Origin of the sequence: Actinoalloteichus fjordicus, from assembly GCF_001941625.1 — a bacterium.
GTDB classification, from domain to species: domain Bacteria; phylum Actinomycetota; class Actinomycetes; order Mycobacteriales; family Pseudonocardiaceae; genus Actinoalloteichus_A; species Actinoalloteichus_A fjordicus.
Genome location: NZ_CP016076.1, coordinates 2691074 through 2714451, shown reverse-complemented (window position 1 = coordinate 2714451; position 23378 = coordinate 2691074). Strand labels below are relative to the sequence as shown.

16 protein-coding genes are annotated in these 23378 nt (G+C 70.9%); 8 read left to right on the top strand and 8 right to left on the bottom strand.

Annotated elements, in window-relative coordinates; all coding sequences use genetic code 11:
* Positions 1–82 precede the first annotated feature (82 nt).
* The 4 genes from UA74_RS12115 to UA74_RS12100 are packed head-to-tail and all read left to right on the top strand — an operon-like array spanning position 83 to position 6442.
* Positions 83–1537: a pyridoxal phosphate-dependent decarboxylase family protein gene (locus UA74_RS12115; RefSeq protein ID WP_075740339.1), complete on the top strand. Its 1455-nt coding sequence runs from the start codon at positions 83–85 to the stop codon at positions 1535–1537.
* A complete protein-coding gene (locus UA74_RS12110; RefSeq protein ID WP_075764388.1) occupies positions 1534–3342 on the top strand; it encodes an IucA/IucC family protein in 1809 nt (602 codons plus the stop codon). Before UA74_RS12115 ends, UA74_RS12110 begins: the two co-directional genes overlap by 4 nt.
* Positions 3339–4646: a lysine N(6)-hydroxylase/L-ornithine N(5)-oxygenase family protein gene (locus tag UA74_RS12105; protein WP_075764386.1), complete on the top strand. Its 1308-nt coding sequence runs from the start codon at positions 3339–3341 to the stop codon at positions 4644–4646. Before UA74_RS12110 ends, UA74_RS12105 begins: the two co-directional genes overlap by 4 nt.
* Positions 4643–6442 carry an IucA/IucC family protein gene (locus UA74_RS12100; protein ID WP_075764384.1) on the top strand — a complete coding sequence of 600 codons (1800 nt, stop codon included), beginning with the start codon at positions 4643–4645 and terminating at the stop codon, positions 6440–6442. Before UA74_RS12105 ends, UA74_RS12100 begins: the two co-directional genes overlap by 4 nt.
* 107 nt (positions 6443–6549) lie before the next feature.
* On the opposite strand, the gene UA74_RS12095 is transcribed toward UA74_RS12100, so the two are convergent.
* The gene (locus UA74_RS12095) at positions 6550–7329 is read right to left on the bottom strand and encodes a DUF899 family protein (protein ID WP_075764382.1); all 780 of its coding nucleotides are present in this window, start codon (positions 7327–7329) and stop codon (positions 6550–6552) included.
* A 96-nt stretch (positions 7330–7425) separates the two neighbouring features.
* A complete protein-coding gene (locus UA74_RS12090; protein WP_075766105.1) occupies positions 7426–8793 on the bottom strand; it encodes a replication-associated recombination protein A in 1368 nt (455 codons plus the stop codon).
* Positions 8794–8882: 89 nt separating this feature from the next.
* On the opposite strand from UA74_RS12090, the gene UA74_RS12085 reads away from it, so the two are divergent.
* Complete coding sequence (locus UA74_RS12085) at positions 8883–9245, top strand: cupin domain-containing protein (RefSeq protein WP_075764380.1); 363 nt, start codon at positions 8883–8885, stop codon at positions 9243–9245.
* Positions 9246–9311: 66 nt separating this feature from the next.
* Here UA74_RS12085 and UA74_RS12080 read toward each other — a convergent pair whose 3' ends face one another.
* A complete protein-coding gene (locus UA74_RS12080) occupies positions 9312–10529 on the bottom strand; it encodes a phosphotransferase (RefSeq protein WP_232237728.1) in 1218 nt (405 codons plus the stop codon).
* A 102-nt stretch (positions 10530–10631) separates the two neighbouring features.
* On the bottom strand, positions 10632–12404 hold the full coding sequence (gene aspS, locus UA74_RS12075) for an aspartate--tRNA ligase (protein WP_075740333.1): 1773 nt from the start codon (positions 12402–12404) through the stop codon (positions 10632–10634).
* Positions 12405–12635: 231 nt separating this feature from the next.
* Here aspS and UA74_RS12070 point away from each other — a divergent pair, with 231 nt between their 5' ends.
* Complete coding sequence (locus UA74_RS12070) at positions 12636–13109, top strand: hypothetical protein (RefSeq protein ID WP_075740332.1); 474 nt, start codon at positions 12636–12638, stop codon at positions 13107–13109.
* A 235-nt stretch (positions 13110–13344) separates the two neighbouring features.
* Here the strand turns inward: UA74_RS12070 and UA74_RS12065 are convergent, their stop codons facing one another.
* Together UA74_RS12065 and UA74_RS12060 are read right to left on the bottom strand one after the other, a co-directional pair.
* Positions 13345–13944, bottom strand: a complete 600-nt coding sequence (locus UA74_RS12065; protein WP_075740331.1) for a hypothetical protein — start codon at positions 13942–13944, stop codon at positions 13345–13347.
* Between the two features lie 556 nt (positions 13945–14500).
* Positions 14501–14950, bottom strand: coding sequence for a DoxX family protein (locus UA74_RS12060; protein WP_075740330.1), 450 nt, complete (start codon positions 14948–14950; stop codon positions 14501–14503).
* Between the two features lie 263 nt (positions 14951–15213).
* On the opposite strand from UA74_RS12060, the gene UA74_RS12055 reads away from it, so the two are divergent.
* Positions 15214–15723, top strand: coding sequence for a MarR family winged helix-turn-helix transcriptional regulator (locus tag UA74_RS12055; protein ID WP_075764378.1), 510 nt, complete (start codon positions 15214–15216; stop codon positions 15721–15723).
* A gap of 152 nt (positions 15724–15875) precedes the next feature.
* Here the strand turns inward: UA74_RS12055 and UA74_RS12050 are convergent, their stop codons facing one another.
* Together UA74_RS12050 and UA74_RS12045 are read right to left on the bottom strand one after the other, a co-directional pair.
* A complete protein-coding gene (locus UA74_RS12050) occupies positions 15876–16922 on the bottom strand; it encodes a lytic polysaccharide monooxygenase auxiliary activity family 9 protein (RefSeq protein WP_075740328.1) in 1047 nt (348 codons plus the stop codon).
* Positions 16923–17709: 787 nt separating this feature from the next.
* Positions 17710–18921 carry an MFS transporter gene (locus UA74_RS12045; RefSeq protein WP_083683146.1) on the bottom strand — a complete coding sequence of 404 codons (1212 nt, stop codon included), beginning with the start codon at positions 18919–18921 and terminating at the stop codon, positions 17710–17712.
* Positions 18922–19431: 510 nt separating this feature from the next.
* Between UA74_RS12045 and hrpA the strand changes: the two genes are divergently transcribed.
* Positions 19432–23334, top strand: coding sequence for an ATP-dependent RNA helicase HrpA (hrpA, locus tag UA74_RS12040; RefSeq protein ID WP_075764376.1), 3903 nt, complete (start codon positions 19432–19434; stop codon positions 23332–23334).
* Positions 23335–23378: the final 44 nt, after the last annotated feature.

The following is a 23378-nucleotide window of genomic DNA, read 5'->3' as shown; positions in this document are numbered from 1 at the left end:
TCACGTGACCCAGACCCTGTGGTCCGCCCCTCCCGAATCGCTCGGCCACCCGCCGCCGCTCGCGGCGTGTTCACCAGCCGACATGCTCAGAGTGATCAACCTGATGACCGCGGGATTCCCCGGCGCGGGCGGTACCGACCGGTCCGGCCCGCTGCCTGCGGGCCCGCCCGCCCAGGTCTCCGAGGCCGTCGCCGCCGCGCTGGGCCCCGCCCGGCTGTCCGAGGACGGCTTAGGCGCCGCAGGCGCACTGCGGCTGGTGACCGGAGTCCTGGTCGACCATGGACTGAACCTGACTCATCCCGGTGCGCTGGCGCACCTGCAGCCCGCACCGCTCCCGGTGGCCGTCGCCGCCGACGTCTTCGCGTCGTTGGGCAACGCCTCCCTGGACACCTACGACTCGGGGCCGTCGGCCGTCGCGGTGGAGCGCTGGCTCATCCGGCTGCTGACCGGCCTGGCCGGGCTCACCACCCGAGCGGACGGCGTGCTGACGCCGGGCGGCTCGCTGTCCAACCTGATGGCGCTGTTGCTCGCCCGCGACGCGGCGGCGGCCCGACGCGGCATCGACGTCCGCCGGTCCGGGGTGGCGAGCCTGCCAGGGCCGGTCGTGTTCTGTTCCGAGCTGGCGCACTTCTCGGTGCACCGCGCCTGCGCCGTCCTCGGGCTCGGCGAGGACGCGGTGCGGCCCGTCCCGGTCGACGGGGCGCACCGGCTGCGTCCCGAGGCACTCGCGGCCATGCTGCGGGAGCTGCCGCCGGAGAACACCCCGATCGCCGTGGTGGCCACGGCGGGGACCACCGACTTCGGCAGCGTCGACCCGCTGCCCGAACTCGCCGAGATCACCTCGGAACACGGCCTCTGGCTGCACGTCGACGCGGCATACGGCTTCGGGACGCTGTTCTCCGACCGGCTGTCCTCCCGACTGCGCGGCATCGAGCTGGCCGACTCGATCACCGGCGATCTGCACAAACTCGGCTGGCAGCCCGCATCGGCGAGTGTCCTGCTGCTGGCGGAGGGGTCCTCATTCACCCCGTTGCACCGGGAGGTGGCCTACCTCAATCCCGCCGACGACACGGCGGCGGGATTCGGCGGGCTGCTCGGTCAGACGCTCCAGACGACGCGTCGACCCGACGCCGTCAAGATCGCCACGACGCTGCTCGCCCTCGGACGCGGCGGGCTGGGGACGATGGTCGAGGACTGCCACGACCTCGCTCGGCACGCAGCGGGGCGAGTCGAGGACCATCCCCGGCTGCGGCTCGTCGGCGGCGGCACGCTGACCACGGTCGTCTTCCGCTTCCAGACCGTGCGGATCGAGCACTCCGACCTGGTCAACTCCGAACTGCGCAGGAGGCTGTCCCAGACGGGCGGCAGCCTGCTGGGCCGCACGACGGCGCGCGACGAGGACGGCACGGAGCGGACCTGTCTGAAACTGACGTTCCTCAACCCGGCGACCACGCCGGACCAGGTCGACGAGGTGCTGGCCGAGGTGCTGGCGGCGGGTGCCGTCGTCGAGGCCGAGATGACCGAGGAGATCGGATGACCCCGCCCGACCCGCTGGCGAGCGCGGACGCCGCGTCGGCATCGGCACACGCCCACCTCGAGGCGTTGCTGCGCTGCTGGCTGCGCGAGACGGGACTGGAGGTGACCGCCGGGCCCCTGAGGATCTCGCTGAGTCGAACCGGACTCGCGCTGAACACCGAGGTGGTGCACCGCTCCCCCACCGACTGGCATCGGTTCGGCCCCGTGCGGCTGCTCCGCGCGGACGGCACCGACGTGGGCTCGGTCGATCCCGTGCTCGCGGTGGCACTGCTCGCCGACGAGGCGGCCCGCGCGGGCTGGGACGACGAGTCCGCGGCGACGGCAGGCGCGGCAGCGTCGGCCGCTGCCGCCGAGGTCGCCGACCTGGTCGGTCGCACGGCCGAGTCGCTGGCGCGGGTGACCCGCTACGTCGACGTCCGACGACGGCAGGACGCGGCGGGCGAGCGGGAGGACGACGCCTTCCTGGCCTCGGAACAGGCCCTGCTGCTCGGGCACCTGCGGCATCCCGCGCCCAAGAGTCGCGACGGGCTCTCGGAGTCCGAGGACCAGCGCTTCGCCCCCGAGCTGCGGGGCGGCTTCGCGCTGCACTGGTTCGAGGCCGACGCCTCGGTCGTGTCGCACGACGCCGCGATCGACGGCCCCGGCATGCTGGGCCGCGACGCCCCCGCGCTGCTCGCCGAGCTGTCGGGTCTGTCCGCGGCCGCCGATCGGGTGCTGCTGCCCGCGCATCCCTGGCAGGCTCGCGATCTGCTGCACCGGCCCAGGATCAGGGCGCTGCTGGCATCCGGTGCGCTGCGTGATCGCGGCGTTGCCGGGCCGGACTGGCGGCCGACGTCGAGTCTGCGGACGGTCTACCTGCCGGGCGAGACGGTGATGCTGAAACTGTCGCTGGGACTGCGGCTGACGAACTCGCGACGGGAGTTCACCCGCACGGAACTGCTGCGTGGTCTGGAGGTGCAGCGGCTGCTGGCGAGCGGGCTCGCGGACTCGACCTTCTCGGCGCATCCCGACTTCCGCGTCCTGCGCGATCCCGCGTGGGCCGCCGTCGACGAGCCCGACCGCGCCGAAGGACCCTCGATCACCGGCCTGGAGGTGGCGGTCCGCGAGTCGCCCGCCGACATCACCGAGTTCCGCTGTCTCGCCGGTCTGGTCGCCCCTCGGCCGGGCCTGGGGCGGTCGATGCTCGGCGAGATCATCGCCTCGACGGACGGGTCGAACGCTGCGGCGGCGGCGGAGTGGACGGCCGACTACGTCGACCGGGTGCTGGTGCCGATGCTGCACCTGTACGCGGCCACCGGTATCGGTCTGGAGGGACACCAGCAGAACACGCTGGTGCGGGTGGACTCCCATGGCAGGGTGGCGGGCGGCGCCTTCCGAGACAACCAGGGCTACTACCTGGCCGCGTCTCGGCTGCCCGAGCTGCTGAGCGTCTCCCGGGCGGCCGCGTCCACGCTGGCGGTGGTCGAGGACGCGATCGTGGACGAGCGGCTGTCGTACTACCTGCTGCGCAACCAGGCCTTGGCCGTGGTCGGCGCCCTCGGCGTCGACGGACTGGCCGACGAACGGGATCTGCTGGGCGTGCTGGCCGACCGACTGCGTGCCGCGCTGCCGGGACTCGCCGAGGCGGGCCCGGACGGCGACCGACTTGCTCGCCGCTGGCTCGACGCCGACACCCTGCCCTGCAAGGCGAACATGCTGACCAGGCTGAAGGGAATCGACGAGGTGCTGGCCCCGCTCGACAACCAGTCGGTGTACCTGCGGGCGCCGAACCCGCTGGCCGAGGCGCGGCTGGGGGCGAGCCGATGACGGTCGAGGAGTGCGACGTCCTCGCCGTGGGCGGCGGACCGTTCAACCTGGGCCTGGCCGCACTGGCCGACCCGCTGCCCGATGTGAGCGTGGTCGTCTGCGAGCAGCTCGCCGAGTCCGACTGGGGCTGGCACCCCGGCGTGCTGTTCGACGACGCGATCCTTCAGGTGAGCTTCCTCGCCGACCTCGTGTCGCTGGTCGACCCGACGAACCCGCTGTCGTTTCTGAGCTTTCTGCGGGACCGGGGCAGGCTGTATCAGTTCTACGTACGTGAACGGTTTCATCCGACCCGGCTGGAGTACCAGGACTATCTGCGCTGGGCCGCCGCGCGCCTCCCGGTACGACACGGACACCGGGTCGACTCGGTCTACTGGGACGCCGACCGGGCCCGATTCGCCGTGTCCGTCAGCGAAGCAGGCGGCGGTCGGCAGGAGTTCCTGGCGCGACATCTGGCGCTGGGCATCGGCACCGCGCCATGGCTGCCGCCGAAGCTGGCCGCACTCGGCGAGGACCGGGTCGTGCACTCCGCCGACTACCTGCACCGAGCCGGCGATCTCGAGCGCGCGGACCGCGTGACAGTGGTGGGCTCCGGCCAGTCCGGTGCCGAGGCGATGCTGGACCTGTTACGCCGCAACGGCTCGCGAGGTCCCCGACTGAGCTGGCTCACCCGCACCGAGAGCTTCGCCCCGCTGGACTACAGCAGGCTGGTGCTGGAGATGACCACACCCGACTACGTCCGGTACTTCGCCTCGCTGCCGGAGCGGACCCGAGACGCGCTGATCGCGAACCAATGGCGGCATTACAAGGGGATCTCCGAGGAGACGATCGACGAGCTGCACGACGCGCTGTACCGGCGGCTGGCCCACGGCGGGACGGACGTCGAGCTGCGCAGCGGCGTCGCGGTCCAGGACGCGGCCCTAAGCGACGGCGGTCTCACCCTGGACTGCGTCCATCGAGACACCGGGCAGGGCTTCGAGCACCGCACCGACATCGTGGTGGCGGCCACCGGCTATCGACACCGCCCCACCGACTTCCTCGCGCCGATCGCGGATCGGCTGGCCCGCGACGAAGCGGGTCGGCCTCAGGTTCGAGAAGATCACTCCATCGAGACCGACCCGTCGATCAGCGGCCGGATCTTCACGTCCAACGCGGACATCCACCGACACGGGGTGTCCGCGCCGGATCTGGGGTTCGGCGCGGTGCGCAACGCGGTCGTGCTCAACACGGTGCTGGCACGGGAGGCGTGCACCCTGCCGGTTCGCACGGCGTTCACCAGTTTCGGAACACCAGGAGAGGACGGATGACGGCGGTGCCGACGCGGGCGGAGATCTGGAGGCTGGCCTCGGCCAGGCTGCTGGCCAAGATGATCGGGGAGCTTGCCTTCGAGGACCTGTTACGTCCCGAACCCTTCGCCGACGGCGAGTGGCTCCTGCGGCTCGCCGACTCCGAGTACTCGTTCCAGGCGGTGCGCGGGGCCTTCGGGGACTGGACGGTGCTGCCGGACTCGATCCGGCATCGGGTGACCGGCATCCTCGGCGATCGACTCGGCATGCCCGCGTGGGACCCGGCCCGTTTCCTGCTCGACGCCGCGAGCACCATCGGCGTCACCCCGGAGACGGCGGCGAACTATCTCGCCGAGCTGACCGCGACCCTGACCGCCGACGTCGCCCTCGCCGAGAACGACGTCCCCGTCACCGCCCTCGCGGGCCTCGGGCACACCGAGCTGGAGGGACATCTGGTCGGCCATCCCTGGCTGATCGCGAACAAGGGACGGGTCGGGTTCTCCGCCGACGACCAGGGCCGCTACGCCCCGGAGGCGCGCCAGTGGCTGCGGCTGCCGTGGCTGGCCGTCCACAGAGGACTGGCGGAGTTCCGCGCCACGCCCGCGCTCTCGGAGCACTCCGTCCGGGAGCACGAACTCGACGAGGAGACCAGGACGACGTTCGCCCAGGTCCTCCGAGGCCGGGGGGTGAACCCGGACGCCTACGTGTGGCTGCCCGTGCATCCGTGGCAGCTCGACCACGTCGTCCGCACCCTGTGGGCGCCGGAACTGGCGGCCGAGCGCATCATCGAGCTGGGCACGGCGCCCGACGCGTACCTGCCGACCCAGGCGATCCGCACGATGTCCAATGTGGAGCGTTCGGAGCGGTTCCAGGTGAAGCTGCCGCTGCGCATCCTGAACACGGCGGTGTGGCGCGGCATCCCGCCCCACTGCACCTCGGCCGCGCCGACCGTCACCCAGTGGCTGCGCGGTCTGTGGGACGGCGACCCTGAGGTGGCCGAGACGGGGGCGATCCTGCTCGGCGAGGTCGCATCCGTGACGATCGAGCATCCGCTGTTGTCCACCGTCGCGGGCGCGCCCTACACCTGGCTGGAGACCCTGGGCTGCATCTGGCGAGAGTCGGTGGACCCCACCCTGCGTCCCGGCGAGCGGGCGGTGCCCCTGGCGGCGGTCCTGCACGTCGACGCCTCGGGGCGCGGACTGGTGAGCGAGTACATCGCACGATCCGGCCTCGACGCACAGGCCTGGACGGCCGCGCTGTTCGGCGCGCTGCTGCGGCCGCTGCTGCTGGTGCTCTACCGGTACGGGATCACCGTCAACCCGCACGGCGAGAACGTGCTGGTGGTCCTGGACGAGTCGGGGCTGCCGACCAGGGTGGCGATCAAGGACCTGATCGACGACGTCAACGTGTCCGTCGAACCGGTTCCGGAGCGGGGTCCCGAACCGGACTCGCATCACCGGGTCCTGCCGCGCAAGCCATGGCATGTGCTCCGGCAGTACCTGGTGGACGCGCTGCTCGTCGGCGTGTTCCGGCCGCTGGCCAGGCTGCTGCGTGAACAGCACGGTCTCGCCGAGGAGCGGTTCTGGGGCCGGGTTCGCGGTGAGATCGAGGCCTTCCGCGATCGACATCCCGAACTGGGCGACCGGATGGAGCAGGGCAGTCTGCTCGGCCCCACGTTCGCCCGTTACCCGCTCAACGGCGATCGTCTGGTGCAGACCGGCTACGCGGAACTGTCCTACCGCCATGCCATCGCGCCGCACGGTGAGCTGCCCAATCCGCTGCACGACGTCGCGACGGTGTATCCGAAGGAGCCCTGAGCAGGGCGGCGGGTCTGGCGGCCGAGCGCGTGGCGGTGGGCTTCCGCCGTGGCGGTGGACTTCCACCGTAGCGGTGGGCTTCCGCGCTCTCGGCCGCCCCCGCCGGATCAGCCGGGCGGCGTGGTCGCCCAGTCCGCGTCGCGGAGGACCTCGCCCCGATCGGTGTCGGTCTCGTCGACGGCGGCCACGGCAGGCCCGGTCTGCTCGGGCAGCGCCGCCTCCCACCGACGTTCGTCCCGCGCGGGCTCGACGCGGTCGGGCCCGCGCGGCTCGCCGAGGCCGTCGAGGTCGTCCCGATCGGCCTGTCTGCCGGGAAGCAGCAGGTCCAGCAGGGACCAGGGTCCCCCGGGCACGTCGGCGGCGAAGACGTTGCGGCGCAGCGTGCCGTCGTCGGTCCAGCGGAAGAGACTGATCGCCGCACGCAGGCCGAGTTCATGGCGCAGGCCCAACTCCTCGGTCAACCGCCCTGGCTGGGTCGACACCAACGCCGCCCGTCGCCAGCCCCGACGCTCCGCCTCGGCGGCGAGCGCACCCGGCGAGGCGGGCGAGAACACGGCCACGGCGGCTTCCGATTCGAGATGGGGCACCAACGAGTCCAGCCCGTCCGCCCACCGCGCCGAGTCCGGGCACGGCCGAGTCCATCCCTCGTCGAAACGCAGGTGGTAAGCGACGAGGATGCGCCGAGCGCCGAACAGGCCCGCCAGGGTCACGGGCTTGCCCGACGCGGTGGTCAGCGGAGTCGCCGACTGCACGGCTGGGCCCGCAGGCAGTGCACGTCGAGCCGAGCCGAACTCGGCGGCCGCCTCCCAGAGCACCCGCTCGGCGGCGATGAGCCGATCACGGGCCAGTCGTGAGCCCTCGGCGGTCCCGTCGCACGGTCGTTCCATGATTCGGGAGCTTAAGGCGCGGGCCTGACCAGTGTTTCCGGTTTCATCGGGTCCGCGCGAGATTTCCCCGCCGCGACGGGCCGGGCGGCTCGTCGATCAGCCGCGCCGAGGCGACTCGTCCCGGATGACCCGCCGCAGTCTCGGCATCCGCTCGGCAAGCGCCCGCTCCGCGCCCCGCGACGTCGGCTGGTAGTAGTCCTTGCCCACCACGGCGTCCGGCGGATACTGCTGTGCCAGGACGCCCTCGGCCACGTCGTGCGGATAGCGATACCCCGTCGCGTTGCCCAGCTTCTTCGCGCCCGAGTAGTGCCCGTCGCGCAGGTGGGCGGGCACCGGACCGGCCGCACCGGAGCGGACGTCGTGCAGCGCCGCGTCCACCGCCGTGATCACCGCATTGGACTTCGGCGCGGTGGCCAGGTGGATGGTGGCCTGAGCCAGGGCGATCCGTCCCTCCGGCATCCCGATCAGTGCCACTGCCTGGGCCGCCGCCACCGCAACGCCGAGCGCGGTCGGATCGGCCATGCCGACGTCCTCGCTGGCGTGCACCACCAGCCGCCGGGCGATGAACCGAGGATCCTCGCCCGCCTCGACCATCCTGGCCAGATAGTGCAGCGCCGCATCGACGTCCGAGCCTCGAATGGACTTGATGAAGGCGCTGGTCACGTCGAAGTGCTGATCGCCGTCGCGGTCGTAGCGAACGGCGGCCTTGTCGACCGTCGCCTCCACAGTGGACAGATCGATCACCTCGGCGCCGGTCGACTCGGCGGCCTCCGCCGCCGCCTCCAGCGCCGTCAAGGCACGACGAGCATCCCCGGAGGCGAGCCGGACCAGGTGTTCGGCGGCGTCCTCGGTCAGTCGCAGCCGTCCGCCGAGGCCGCGTTCCTCGGCGACCGACCGGTCGACCAGGGCGCGCACCGCCTCGTCCGTGAGCGAGTGCAACTGCAACACCAGCGAGCGGGACAGCAGCGGGGAGACCACCGAGAAGAACGGGTTCTCCGTGGTGGCGGCGACGAGCAGCACGACCCGGTCCTCCACCGCGCCGAGCAGGGCGTCCTGCTGCGTCTTGGAGAATCGATGCACCTCGTCGATGAACAGCACGGTGGACTCTCCGGAACGCCCGAGACGGTGTCTGGCCTCCTGAATCACCGCGCGCACCTCCTTGACTCCGGAGGAGAGTGCGGAGAGCGCCACGAACCGGCGTCCCGTGGCCTGGGACACCAGTGTCGCCAGCGTCGTCTTGCCGGTGCCGGGCGGACCGTAGAGCAGGATCGACGCAGGCGCGGCGCCCTCCACGAGCCTGCGCAGCGGGGCGCCGGGGCCGAGCAGGTGATCCTGCCCGACGACCTCGTCCAGCGTCCTCGGCCGCATCCGCACCGGCAGCGGGGCGTTGTCGGCCAGCGCACGCTCCGCCTTGTCGGCCACCTCGGCGCCGAACAGTCCCTCGTCGAACAGGCCGTCTGCCACGGGGGCGACGCTACCCGGCGGCCACGACACCGCCTGCGACCACCACACCCGGCGCACGCCCGTCACACGATCACGACGACAATCGTGGAATGAACTCCGTGGTGTCCCTCGCCGACAAACTCGCCCTGATCGACGGGCACTGGGCGCCGCACATCGTCTCCAGGGTCAACGGCCAGGACGTCAAGCTGGTCAAGGTCCTCGGCGAATTCGTCTGGCACGACCATCCCGACACCGACGAGCTCTTCCTCGTCGTGAGCGGGACGTTGCACATCGACCTGCCGGAGACCCGGCACACGCTGACCGAGGGCGAGCTGTTCGTGGTGCCCAGGACCGTGCGGCATCGGCCGGTGGCCGATCAGGAGTGCCACGTGCTGTTGATCGAACTGGCGGGCACCCTCAACACCGGCGAACGCACCGACAGCCGACTCACCAATCCGGCGACCTGGCTCTGACCGGCCCGGCGGCGGTCGCTCGCCGCCGGTTCGACCACGGCTGCTCACCGGCGGCGAGCAGGACGATCAGCGAAACGCGGGGTAGAGCGGCAGCCGCTGGCCGGACAGGCCGAAATGAGCACGCAGCGCATCGGCCGTCACATCGGCGAACTCCGCCAGGGGCTCGGCCACGCTGGAGTCCGACGCCAGCCGCTCCCACTGGTCGATGACGTCGAGGTAGCGCAGCATCGGGTCGCCCGCCTCGGTCTCGGAGGACATCGAGGCCATCGCACGGTCGGAGCCGGACAGCACCCGCCAGGTGGCCACCCAGGCCCACACGAGCTGTGCCTGGAACAGCCTGGGCAGCAGGATCTCGTCCTGGTTTAGCTCCGGCCACACCGAGATCACCTCGGAGCGCCAGGTGGCGAGCATCGCCTCGCCGATCTCCTCGGGGACGCCCAGGGCACAGGCGCACGAGGCGAACGGGACCAGCAGGCTGACCGCGTCCAGCGCGATGTCGCGGACGCAGCCGGACTCGAAGTCAAGGAAGCGGACCCCGTGGCCGGTCACCACGCTGTTGTCCGGGCTGATGTCGCTGGTGCTGAACGCGCGGTAGCGGTTCGAGGAGAACAACCGGGCCGCGTCGGCCACCGCCGACAGGACCACGTCGGGCACGGACCGCTCGTGCAGCGCGAGGAGCAGCGTGGGCATCTCCCGGACGGCCTCCGCCGCCTCCTCCGCCACGGGATGGCCGCTGTCCCTGCCGCCGAGCCGTCGGTGCAGCGCGTCGAAGTCGGCCTCGCGCCCCGCGGTGCTCGTGTGCAGCCGCCCCAGCGTGCGAGCCCAGGCCAGCAGGGTGTTCTCCGCCGCCCTGGTGTCGTCCGCACGCAGGACGTCGGCCAGCGTCGAGGCGCGGCCGAAGTCCTCGAGGATCACCAGCCGCTCAGCCGGGTCCTGCCCGACCAGCTCGGGGCCGACCCAGCTCTCCACGGGCAGGGCGGTCAGCAGCTGGAGGCTCGCCGCCTCACGGGCGAAGGCACCGCCTGCCGGGGCGCCCTCCGCCTGCGGGTAGCGCTTGATGACCAGGGTCTTGGGCATCGTGAACGGGGTCTCGGCGACCCGTACGCGGACGACGGCGGCGCGACCGCTGCCGCCCAGATCCTCCGGGTCGGCAAGTTTGACTGCGGCGCCGAATCGACCGGTGAGCACCGTCTCCGCCGCACGAACCGTGTCTACCAGTTCGTCAGGACTCGTCGTGCTCCCGTCGGACGCCTTTGACCGACTGACAGCTGTCTCAAGGCTCATCTCTTCCGACCCTACCGTGGTTCGCCATCGCATGATGACCACTGTTCGGCTGAACGATCGAGAAACTTCGACCCCGTGCCGCCGTGGCCTCGGAGCGAAATCTCAGGACTGACGAACTCCCGGTCGGGCGTCGACGCCCGCCTCCTTGCGCTGCTCGGCGGTGATGGGCGCGGGTGCCTGGGTGAGCGGGTCGAAGCCGCCGCCGGACTTCGGGAACGCGATGACCTCGCGCAGCGACTCGGCACCTGCGAGCAGCATCACGATGCGGTCCCAGCCGAAGGCGATGCCGCCGTGCGGCGGCGGGCCGTACTGGAAGGCGTCCAGGAGGAAGCCGAACTTCTCCTTGGCGTCGACGTCGGAGATGCCCATCACGTTGAAGACCCGCTGCTGCATCTCGGCCTGGTGGATACGAATCGACCCGCCGCCGATCTCGTTGCCGTTGCAGACGATGTCGTAGGCGTAGGCCAGCGCGTGTTCCGGGTCTTCCTCGAACCGGTCGGCCCACTCGGCCGTCGGCGAGGTGAAGGCGTGGTGCACGGCGGTCCATCGGCCGGAGCCGACCGCCACGTCGGTGGTGTCCTCGGCCGACTCGAACAGCGGCGAGTCGACGACCCAGACGAACGACCACGCCGCGTCGTCGATGAGACCGCAGCGCCTGCCGATCTCCAGGCGGGCGGCGCCCAACAGGGCGCGGGCGCTCGGGGCCGGACCCGCCGCGAAGAACACGCAGTCACCGGGGTCGGCGCCGACCGCCTTGGCCAGGCCCGCGCGCTCGGCCTCGGTGAGGTTCTTGGCCACCGGCCCGCCGAGGGTGCCGTCGGGCTGGACGAGGACGTAGGCCAAGCCCTTGTGGCCCCGCTGACGCGCCCAGTCCTGCCAGGCGTCGAGCTGCCTGCGCGGCTGGTCCGCTCCACCCGGCATCACCACTGCGCCCACGTACGGCGCCTGGAAGACCCGGAAGGGCGTCTCGGCGAAGTACTCGGTCAGCTCGGTCAGCTCGAGGCCGAAGCGCAGGTCCGGCTTGTCGGTGCCGTACCGCGCCATCGCGTCGCCGTAGGTCATGCGCGGGATCGGCCGGGGGATCTCGTGGTCGGCCAGCTCACGCCACAGTGCCGTGACCACGTCCTCGCCGAGGCTGATCACGTCCTCCTGCTCGACGAAGCTCATCTCGATGTCGAGCTGGGTGAACTCCGGCTGCCGGTCGGCGCGGAAGTCCTCGTCCCGGTAGCAGCGGGCGATCTGGTAGTAGCGCTCCATGCCGCCGACCATCAGCAGCTGCTTGAAGAGCTGCGGGGACTGCGGCAGCGCGTACCAGGAACCGGGTTGGAGCCGGGCGGGCACCAGGAAGTCGCGGGCGCCCTCGGGGGTCGACCGGGTGAGCGTCGGGGTCTCGATCTCCACGAAGTCCTGGTCGTGCAGCACCGTGCGCGCGATCCGATTGGCCTCGCTGCGCATCCGCAGGGCCGCCGCGGGACCCGACCGCCGAAGGTCGAGGTACCGGTGCCGGAGCCGGGCCTCCTCGCCGACCTCCAGATGCTCGTCGAGCTGGAAGGGCAGCGGGGCCGACTCGGAGAGGACCTCCAGGTCCGTGACCGTCAGCTCGATCGCTCCGGTGGGGATCTCCGGGTTCTCGTTGCCCGCCGGTCGAATCACGACCTCGCCGGTGACGCGCAGGCAGAACTCGGCACGCAGTCGATGGGCCCGCTCGGCCATCTCGCCCTCGCGGAAGACGACCTGTGCCACGCCGGAGGCGTCCCGAAGATCGATGAAGATCACGCCCCCGTGATCGCGTCGACGCGCCACCCACCCGGTGAGGGTGACTGTCTTGCCGACGTGCTCGGCGCGCAGGGCGCCGGCCTGATGGGTGCGCAACACGGGTCCTGATCTCCTTGCCGACCGACTGGCGGATAGTCGTCCTGGTCGCACTCGTGGTGAGTCACCGGACCATCACAGGCTAGCCAACCTGACGGCGGCGAACGCCGGCAGGCTGGATCGAGTGCGCGGCCGCAGGCTCGCGCGGCGCCGGTCCGTCGGTGCCGGGTGAGGACGTGCAACGTCTTCCGGCGCTCGCGCGATGACGATGTACCCGGCGTTCAAGGGGGTTTCGTGACCGACTCGGTCTGGATTCGGCGACACGGCTGGTGGCTGCCGCCCGCTCCCTTCCGGGAGGACCACGGCTGGCATCTGTGGCCCGCCGGACAGACGCCGAGCCGCTCACCGGTCCGGCTGCTTGCGCCGGGATTCGAGTACTACGTCTGCGACGGCGGGCGATCCGGCGAACGCCGCATGCGATTCCTCACCGAGGTCGAGGCGGTCTCGCAGACCTTCGCCGTGACCTCGCTGGACGAGGGCTTCCGGCGGCTGGAGGACTTCTTCGGCGGTCAGGGCCGCGCGATGTCCTGGTCGGCCTGGTACGAGGACTCCTACGCCACCGAGAAGTTCCGCACGCCGCGAGTCTTCTCGCTGCTGGCCTGGACCTTCTCCGTGCGGCGGTCGTTATCGGTGCCGCTGCCCCGAGCACAGCGCTTCGCGCCGAGCGGCTGGCTGCACGTCCCGAGGTCGGAGGTGCTGCCGTCCTGAACGCGGTACGGCCCTATCGGCTTCGCCGGTCGGTGCGCCCTTCGGCGCCTCCGACTCCGGCTGCTTCGACGGCGGTGGCCGAGGCGAGGCGCGGCCGCCCGGCCCGGATCTCGCGACGGCATCCGTCCGGACCGACCCGAGTCGTCGACCGGCTTCGCGAATGCCTGAATCGACGTCCGCTCATCGACGACAGGGAATGACCGTCGCTCGACGTCGAATCGACGACGGGCGATCGTCATCCGCGCGCTTGATCCGCCGAACGGTCTAAATCCATTCTCGCGACGTGGACGAACACATCGCGAACCGTCTTCAGTTCCTCGGTCGTCACCGACCGGCCCCGGCCGAGCCGAAGCACGAGAAGTCGGGAATAGACGTCGGCGGCATCCACCACCTCGGGCGGGCCGAGGAGATACACCGGAGCCAGTGCCGCCCACAGCTGCTGTCCCAGCCGGGTGATCTCCGCTCGCCACGCCCCGTCCGGCTGCGCGGGGTCGCCGGAATAGCAGGCGAGCAGATAGACGTTGGCGGCGGCGAGGAAGTCCGCATAGGCGTCCCGACGCTGTGCCGTCTGCCCTCGTCGAACGTGTTCCGCCGTCCGCCGGTCGGCCTCCCGTTCCAGTTCACGCCTGCCGTGCTGAGCGGCGAGTCGGAGTTCACGGCCTCGGTGCTCGGCCTGCTCGTTCAGCCGAGTCATCGCGTAGGCCGCCTGCTCCTTCGACTGACGGTCGAGCCTGCGCAGCGACCGGCCCACGACGATGAACGCCACCAGCGCCGCCGCAAGCGACACCACGGGCGCGACGATCCCGACCAGCGGCCAGGCGGTGGAGGTCACCATTGCACGTTAGCGCGGCACCGATACCGATTCCCAGTGAAGCGAGAGAAATACTCCGACGACGACGCTGGGTCACATTCGCCGGGCGTTATTACGACGAATGCGGCACGCCGATACGGCAATTCATTCGCATCGCGGGGGAAGCGTGACGTCTCGATCTCTCCGACGACGGGGATCGACATTGCCGGCCGTCGCGGGGCGGTGTGACCGTCGAGCCCGGCTCCGCCGACGATCGAAGGTCACCGAGTCGGCCTGACGGGGCTGTGCGGCCGAGGCCTCCTGCCGCCGAGGTCGGGCGGTCTGTGCCGACGGCCCGCATCGCTCTCGTCGATCGATCGTGTCACGGTCGCGGGGCACGCACCCGAGGTCTCGGGCTGCTGCCTGCGGTGGCCGATCACGCGATCACTGGTTCCGGCTCACCGGCGCGAACAACGTCGGTCGCGCCGAGCCCGGCTCCACCCGGTACCTCCTCGGACGCCACGACGGACGGGACACGTCTGATGCGCCGCGGCGATGCCGATGCCGCCGGGTGTCGGCGTCGGCAGGCTCTGCGGGGCACTCAGGCGTCGGCGGGGACCCGACCACGGGCGTTACGCAGGACGAGCGGGGACAGGAAGCGGTCGATGCCGAAGGCGCCCGCGCCGGTCACCGCGAGCAGCAGCGCCGCGACGATGATGACCAGGACGAACTCGAAGCCGCCGTCGGAGACGAAGAGTCCGGAACCCGAGTGCACGATGGCCCAGGCGCCCGCCATGACGAAGGCCACCAGGACCCCGACGATCGGCACGGCGAATCCGACCACCAGGGCGATCCCACCCCCGAGTTCCACCAGGGCCGCGAACCAGGCGGAGAGCGCGCGCAGCGGGACGCCCATCGCCTCGAAGGACGCCGTGGTGCCGTCGATCCCCCATTCGGTGAATTTCTGCCAGCCGTGCGCGATCAGCACGATGCCGAGCCCCAGCCGGGCGGCGAGGAGCACGAGATTGCGGAGCAGTGCGAAGGGCTTCATGGTCGTCAGGTCTCCCGGTGGTCGCGAGGCGGGCCGCGGGCGGTGAAGGCCGTCGTCTGAGTCGGCGATCGCCACTCGGCGGGCACACTCAGTATGTTGAAGCTTCAAGGAGTGGCCAGATTACATGAACTTTCAAGTATCTGCATTCCACCCTGCGGAGCAGTCCGGCAGAGGAGAGCACTGGGCCGTCCGGGTGAAGCGGCTGCTCACGATCAGGTTGCGAGTCGCCGTCCGTCGGCGGGCGCCTGGGTAAGATCCCGCAGGTGAACGAGGCACGGTGGCTCACCGATGAGCAGCAGCGAGCGTGGCGCAAGCTCGCAGGCGTCATCACGGTGCTGCCCGCCGCGCTCGACGCCCAGCTCCAGCGGGACGCCTCCGTCACGCATTTCGGCTACTGGGTGATGGCACTGCTGTCCGAGTCCGCCGACCTGTCGGCCCGGATGAGTGATCTGGCCGCCAAGGCCAACGCCTCACCGTCCCGGCTGTCCCACGTGGTGAGCAGGTTGGAGAAGAACGGCTGGGTCCACCGCAGGAAGTCGCCGGAGGACGGCCGAGGCAGCATCGCGGTCCTCACCGAGGCGGGCCAGGCCAAGGTGGTGGCCTCGGCGCCCGGCCACGTCGCCAAGGTTCGTGAACTGCTCTTCGACGGGCTGGACGACGACCAGGTCCGCCAGCTCGACGAGATCTGCGCCGTGCTGCTGCGTCAGATGGGGTACCACGCCGAGACGGCCATGCCGATGCGACGACAGGACTCGTCGCAGGCAGGGGGCTGATCACCCCCGACGGCCTGATCAGCCCGACGGGCGGCTCCACCCGGGGGCGGCGAAGGGCGACGCTGTCCTTCCCCGCCCCCGGTTCTCTTCAACGACTCGTCAGCTCACGGGCCAGGTCGGGCGAGATCGACCGGCCGGGCCCGACCCGGTTCTCAGGTGCAGACGGAGTCGTTCAAGGTGAAGGCGGCAGGCACGGGATTGCTCCCGGTGTGCGTGCCCTGGAAACCGAAGGTGACCGAGCCTCCCGCCGGAATGCTCCCGACGCCCTGCGAGGAACGAGCCGTGACTCTCGTGCCCTGCTGAGTCACCGTGGCATTCCAGGCGTTGGTCACCTGCTGCCCCGCCCCGTATGTCCAGGCGAAGTTCCAGCCGGACACCGACTGGCTGCCGGTGTTGGTCAGCGACACCTCGGCCACGAAGCCGTTGTTCCACTCGCTCTGCTTGGTGTAGTTCACCGCGCAGTCCACGACGACGGGCTCCTCCGGCTGCTCCGGCTCTTCCGGCTGCTCCGGCTGCCCCGAGCCCGCGCCGAACTGGACGTCGGAGCAGTTGTAGAAGGCCTCGGCACTGTCCGACCGCTGCCAGATCGAGTAGATGATGTGTCGGCCGCTCTTGTTGGCGGGGAGCCTGCCGTTCCAGGTGTACTCGGCTCCGTGCGGGCCGCTGCCGTTGATCGGCGGGTTCGTGACCTCGTCGAAGGGCGCGGGCTCCAGATCGGACCAGCGCAGGGGCTGGTTCGGGTTCCAGCCGTCGCGGGTGACGTACTGCGACCAGGTTCCGGGGTGCGGCGCCCAGGCGTTGTACCGGAAGGTGATGTTCGACCCCGACTGAAGCTGGGTGGTCGGCCAGTCGGAGCGGCCGAGCCGGAAGCCCGCGAAGGTCGTGGAGGGACCGCAGAGGTTGCCGTCGGGGATGATCTGCTGGTGACGGCCGCCAGCGTCGCTGATCAGGTTGCCGAACCAGTTCCACAGCGCGTTCTTCCCGCCGGCGGCCACCGCCGCCGCGCAGGCCGGGTTCTGCGGATTGACGTCGCCGCCCTGCCCGCCCGCCAGCCCGTCGACGTAGCAGGCGTAGGTCCGGGTGGCCGGGTAGGTCATGCCACCGTGTGCCAACGCCGTCTCGGGAGGAGTGGCCACCACCAGGGCCCCGGCCAGGGCGACCAGCGCGCCCAGCAATCCCACCTTGCGTCTTGTCTTCACTGCAATCCTCCTTGATTTCAGTACTGACAACCTCGGGTGACAGGCCGTGCTCCACGTCTCGTCCACTGGTCGAGGCCGGAGTCGTCCTCGACCGCACAGGCGTCGCCGGGGGCGGCGGGTGGATTCCTCGAACGCGTCGGCGCGTGGTGACCACGAGTTCCCGAGCCCTCGCCCTCCGTCAATCTGGGAGCGCTCCCAGATTGACGGAGATCACACTCGCTGTCAATATTCGTTGCGGGCGAGGAACATCGGGCGCGCGCGGCGACTCACCGCCCGGACGCCGCTCGGCCCCCGGGCGGTGTCACCAGCGCCCACGCGGCGCCGCTGCTGCCGCGACGACCGTCGCCCGTGGCGGGCCCTGGCGAGGTCGCGTACCGCGTCCGAGTCCGCCCGGCCGCCCCGCCCTGCCGTGGAAACCGCACACGGGCCGGATTCGCCCATGAAATCGGGAGCGCTCCCAACATCATCGACCCAGCTCGGTGCGCACGGCGGTCCGCGATGACCGGACCGGGCTGATCAGCGGCCGCGACCTGCGACGACCCTCCCGCCCGCGATGAGCCTCGCCGCGCCGACCGAAGTCCGGTGGCGACGAGTGCGTTACAGCGGGCCCGGACGCAGCGTCGACACCGGCCGCTCGCCTTCTCGGTGCCGAGGGACGGCAGGACTCCGCAGAGCGACTCGGCGGGCTCCCCACGCGGCTCGCCCACCCCGACGGCCCCGGCTCGGCAGCTGCCGACGACGCAGTGCCCGAGGCGGGAGAGCACGTCGACACCGAACGTGAACCGACTCAGTTCTGCGCGGGGCGACGAAGCCGAGCCGGATCGAAGATCCGGGACTGCCAGACGAGGAACAGCCCGAGGAAGGGCAGGACGCCCACCGCCAGGCGCAGATCCACGGCGTCGGCGATCACCCCGATCACCGGCGGCATGATCAGGAAGCCGACGCGGGCGAACCAGGACACCGCCGCGACGGCATGTGCGCTGCTGAGACCGGGGATGCTCCCGGCGGCGTGGACCGCGGAGGGGAACAGCGTCGCGGTGCCCAGGCCCGCCAGCGCGAAGGCCGCGATCAGCAGCGGCGTGGAGCCCAGCGGCAGCGCGACGGCCAACGGGACGGCGATCAACAGTCCGCCGACCCGACCGACCAGCAGATGCCCGAACCGATCGGTCATCCGATCGCCGAGCAGCCTGCCTGCCATCATCGCCGTCTGAAACGCCACGTAGGCGCCGCCCGCCAGCGCCGCAGGCGCGTGGTAGGAGTCCTGCAACAGGACCGCGCCCCAGGACGCGGGCGTGTCCTCCACGGCGCAGGCGGCCATCATCACCAGGCCGAGCAGGACGAGTATCCGGCGGACGTGTCCTCGATTCGCCGCCGCGTCTTCAGCGGTCGGCTGCCCGGCGTCGGCCTCGGCGGCTCGCTCGCTGTCCTCGGGCCCCGGCAGCAGGTGCGGCAGGCAGAGCAGGGCGGGCACGGCGACGGCGATGCCCACGGCGAGCAGGTGCGGTCCCAACGGAATGCTCAGGCCTGCGGCCGTGCTGCCGACGACTCCGCCTGCCACGGCGCCGAGGCTCCACACCCCGTGGAAGCTGTTGAGCACCGAACGGCGGTAACGCCGTTGCACCCGCAGCCCATGCGCGTTGGAGGCGGCGTCCATCACCGAATCGACGGCGCCGAGGGAGAACATCGTCAGGGCGAAGCCCCACCAGGCGCCGGCCAGCGAGGCCGTCGGCACGATGGCGCCCAGTGCCACTCCGCTCAGCACGGCAAGCCTGCCGCTGCCGAGGCGGGCCGACAGCGGACCGGCGAGCAGGCCTGCGACCAGCGCGCCCGCAGGCATCGCGGCGATGCCGAGCCCGAGTGCGCTGTTGCTCAACTCCAGCGTGCTCTTGAGCTGCGGCAGCCTCGGCACGATGTTGGCGTAGCCGAAGGCGTTGACGAAGAAGAGCACCGCCACCGCCACCCGCGATCGCCGCAGCGCGCCGATCGTCATCTCCGGCATGTGCTCCCCCGACCAGCTTCACGACGTGATCGCCCGGCACGGGCTCCGCCGACCGACGCTCGGCAGGCGTGCCCCTGCCTCCCGAGACGATCTCGGGCAGCCGTGACGTTCTACCGCATGGACCGAGCCTGCGGAACCCTCTTTCGCCCCGCCGCAGCTCGGTCGTCCGATGATCCGACGCCTCGGCCTGTGCGGGTGTGCGGCGCTTCACATCCCGGCGGGCCGTGGCGGCTGCGGCCCATCAGCGCACGGCCGGGCCGGTCGGACCTGCGCGCAGGCACGGCAGTCTCCCGGTCGGCCCGTCGAGCCTGCTCCTGCTCGCCAGAGGGTCCCGACGCGCCGTCCGTGCGAGCCCGCGCAGCCGAGGCTCGTTCCAGGCGGGCGCAGCCGCCCGTGCGTGCCTTCCGCGTGTCCGCCGCCCGCCGACGAGCGTTCCGCCGACACCGCGACGACGACGCGGGGGGTAAATCGCGAGACCGGTCAGCGCAGGGTGCCTATCCTTGACCCCGTATGAGAACGCCGCCTGTCACCTCTCCCCTCACCGAACTGTCGGCACGCCTGCCCGAGTTGATGCTGCGGGACCGACATCGCCTCGCGCGGCGCCTGGACGGCCTGCGGCGCGGACGCGACTCCCGAGGCGCCGCCCGAGACGCGGCGCTCGCCGCCGTCGCCGCCGAGATCGACGCGGCCGCGCTGCGGGTGGAACGTCGCCGTGCCGCCGTGCCGAAGATCGACTACCCCGCCGAGCTGCCGGTCGGACAGCGCAAGGACGAGATCCTGGCGGCCGTCCGCGATCACCAGGTGGTGATCCTGGCGGGCGAGACCGGGTCGGGCAAGACCACGCAGCTGCCCAAGATCTGTCTCGAGCTCGGCCGGGGCGTGCACGGGCTGATCGGCCACACTCAGCCGAGGCGGCTGGCCGCCCGCACCGTCGCCGAGCGCATCGCCGAGGAGCTGCACGGCGAGCTGGGCGACGCGGTGGGTTACGCGGTGCGCTTCACCGACCGGGTCGGCGAGGACACGCTCGTCAAGCTGATGACCGACGGCATCCTGCTCGCGGAGATCCAACGGGATCGGATGCTGCGGCAGTACGACACGATCATCATCGACGAGGCGCACGAGCGCAGCCTCAACATCGACTTCCTGCTCGGCTATCTCAAGGACCTGCTGCCGCGCAGACCCGACCTCAAGGTGATCATCACCTCCGCGACGATCGACCCGGAGCGGTTCTCCCGACACTTCGGCGACGCACCGATGATCGAGGTGTCGGGTCGGACCTATCCGGTGGAGGTCCGGTACCGACCGGTCGTCACCGACGAGGTCGAACGCGACCAGGTGCAGGCGATCTGCGACGCGGTGGACGAGCTGGCGGGCGAGGCTCCCGGCGACGTCCTGGTCTTCCTCAGCGGCGAACGGGAGATCCGGGACACCGCCGACGCGCTGGAGAAACAGGAGCTGCGCAACACCGAGGTGGTGCCGCTCTACGCCCGGCTGTCGGCCCGCGAGCAGCACCGGGTGTTCCAGCCGCACACCGGTCGGCGCATCGTCCTGGCCACCAACGTGGCCGAGACCTCCCTGACCGTGCCGGGCATCAAGTACGTCGTCGACCCCGGCACCGCCAGGATCTCCCGGTACAGCCTGCGGACGAAGGTGCAGCGGCTCCCCATCGAGGCGATCTCGCAGGCGTCGGCCAACCAGCGGTCGGGCCGCTGCGGCAGGCTCTCGGCGGGGGTGTGCATCCGGCTGTACTCGGAGGAGGACTACCTCGCCCGTCCGGAGTTCACCGATCCCGAGATCCTGCGCACCCATCTGGCCTCGGTGATCCTGCAGATGAGCGCGCTGGGACTCGGCGACGTGGCGGCGTTCCCCTTCGTCGATCCGCCCGACCGGCGCAACATCGCCGACGGCGTGCAGCTCCTCCAGGAGCTCGGTGCACTGGACCCGGCCGAGACCGACCTGCGCAAGCGGCTCACTCCGCTCGGTCGCAGGCTCGCGCAGCTTCCGGTGGACCCCAGGCTGGGCCGGATGGTGTTGGAGGGCGAACGCAACGGCTGCCTTCGCGAGGTGATGGTGATCGCCGCCGCGCTGTCCATCCAGGACCCCAGAGAGAGACCGGAGGACAAGCAGCAGGCGGCGGCCGAGCAGCACGCGCGGTTCGTCGACAAGAACTCCGACTTCGTGTCCCTGCTGAACCTGTGGGAGTACCTGCAGGAACAGCAGAAGGAGTCCTCCTCCAGCCGGTTCCGCCGGATGTGCCGCACCGAGTTTCTGAACTACCTTCGCGTCCGTGAGTGGCAGGACGTCTACGGCCAGCTTCGTCAGGTGGCCAGGACCCTGGGAACGACCCTCAACGACGTGCCCGCCGACCACGATCGAGTACATCAGGCGCTGCTGACGGGCCTGCTCTCCCAGGTGGGGCTGAAGGACACCGACAAGAACGAGTACCTGGGCGCCCGAAACGCCAAGTTCGCGATCTTCCCCGGCTCGGCGCTGTTCAAGAAGCCGCCGCGTTGGGTGATGGCGGCCGAGCTGGTCGAGACGTCGCGGCTGTGGGGTCGCATCGCAGGCCGGGTGGAGCCGGACTGGATCGAGAAGGCGGCAGGCACTCTGGTGCGGCGCAGCTACAGCGAGCCGCACTGGGAGAAGAAGCAGGCCGCCGTGATCGCGCTCGAACGCGTGACGCTCTACGGCATCCCACTGGTCGCAGGCCGCAAGGTGAACTTCGGACGGATCGATCCGGAGACCTCCAGGGACCTGTTCATCCGACACGCCCTCGTGGAAGGCGACTGGGAGACCCGCCACCGGTTCTTCCACGAGAACCGGGAGCTGCTCGCCGAGGTCGAGGACCTGGAGCATCGGGCTCGCCGCCGGGACATCCTGGTCGACGACGAGACCCTGTTCGAGTTCTACGACCAGCGCATCCCCGCCGACGTCGTCTCCGGCAGGCACTTCGACTCCTGGTGGAAGAAGACCAGGCACGACAAGCCCGATCTGCTGACCTTCGACCGGTCGATGCTCGTCAACGAGCAGGCCGCAGGCATCGGCGAGGCCGACTACCCGGACAGCTGGCCGCAGGGCGACCTTCGGCTGAAGCTGACCTACCAGTTCGAGCCGGGCACCGACGCGGACGGCGTGACCGTGCACATCCCGCTCGCCGTGTTGAACCAGGTGACGGAGACGGGCTTCGACTGGCAGATCCCCGGACTGCGTGCCGAGCTGGTGGAGTCGCTGCTGCGGTCGCTGCCCAAGCCGCTGCGCAGGCACGTCGTCCCGGTGCCGGACTGCGCGGCGGCGGTGCTGCATCGGATGCGAGCCGGTGAGGCGCCGCTGCTGGACTCGTTGGAGGACGCGCTGCGCAGGCAGGTGGGCGTGGTGGTGCCTCGAGACGCCTGGCAGCTCGACCGCGTGCCGGATCACTTGAAGATCACCTACCGAGTGGTGGACGAGCGACAGCAGCCCCTTGCCGAGGGACGCGACCTGGCACAGCTGCGCGAGCGACTGCGCCCCAGACTCCGGGCGACCCTGTCGGCCTCGGCGGAGGGCGTGGAACAGTCGGGGCTGCGGGACTGGACCATCGGCGACCTGGCCAAGACGCACCGCACGCGGCAGGCCGGCTATCTGGTGACCTCCTATCCGGCGCTGGTCGACGAGGGCGACGAGGTGGCGGTCCGGCTGTTCGACTCCGAGGCGGAGCAGCGACAGGCGATGTGGGCGGGGACCCGACGACTGGTCCTGCTGAACGCCCCGGCGCCGATCAAGTTGATCCAGGGCAGGTTGAGCAACCAGACGAAGCTGGCGCTGACCCACAATCCGCACGGCGGAGTGGGAGCCCTGCTGGCGGACTGCGCGTCGTGTGCGGCGGACCGGCTGATCACCAGGCACGGCGGTCCCGCCTGGTCCACGGCGGCCTTCGCGACCCTGCGCAGCAAGGTGCGTGCCGAGCTGCCTCCGCTGATGACGGACGTGGTGGGCAAGGTCGAGGAGATCCTCACCGAGTGGCGCGCGGTGGAACTGCGGCTGAAGGAGGTCGCCCGGCACGCGCCGAAGGACTCGATCGCCGACATCCGCACGCAGCTCGACGGGCTGGTGTTCCCCGGCTTCGTCACCGCCGTCGGCGCTCAGCGGCTCCCGCATGTGGTGCGCTACCTGCGGGGGGTCGCACGACGGCTGGAGAAGCTGCCGGAGAACCCGGCGCGGGACCAGGACTGGACGGCCAAGGTCGCCGTCGTCACCGAGGCCTATCAACGGCTCGCGGCCAGAGTGCCCGCGACGGCGTCGCCCGGCAAGGGGCTCCGGGAGGTCCGCTGGGCGATCGAGGAGCTGCGGCTCAGCTACTTCGCGCAGACGATCAAGACCGCCTTCCCGGTGTCGGACAAGCGGATCATGAAGGCGTTGGAACAGCTGGAGTCGTGACGGCGGGCATTCCGGCCCACGGCTGCGGAGATCCCTCGGTGGCA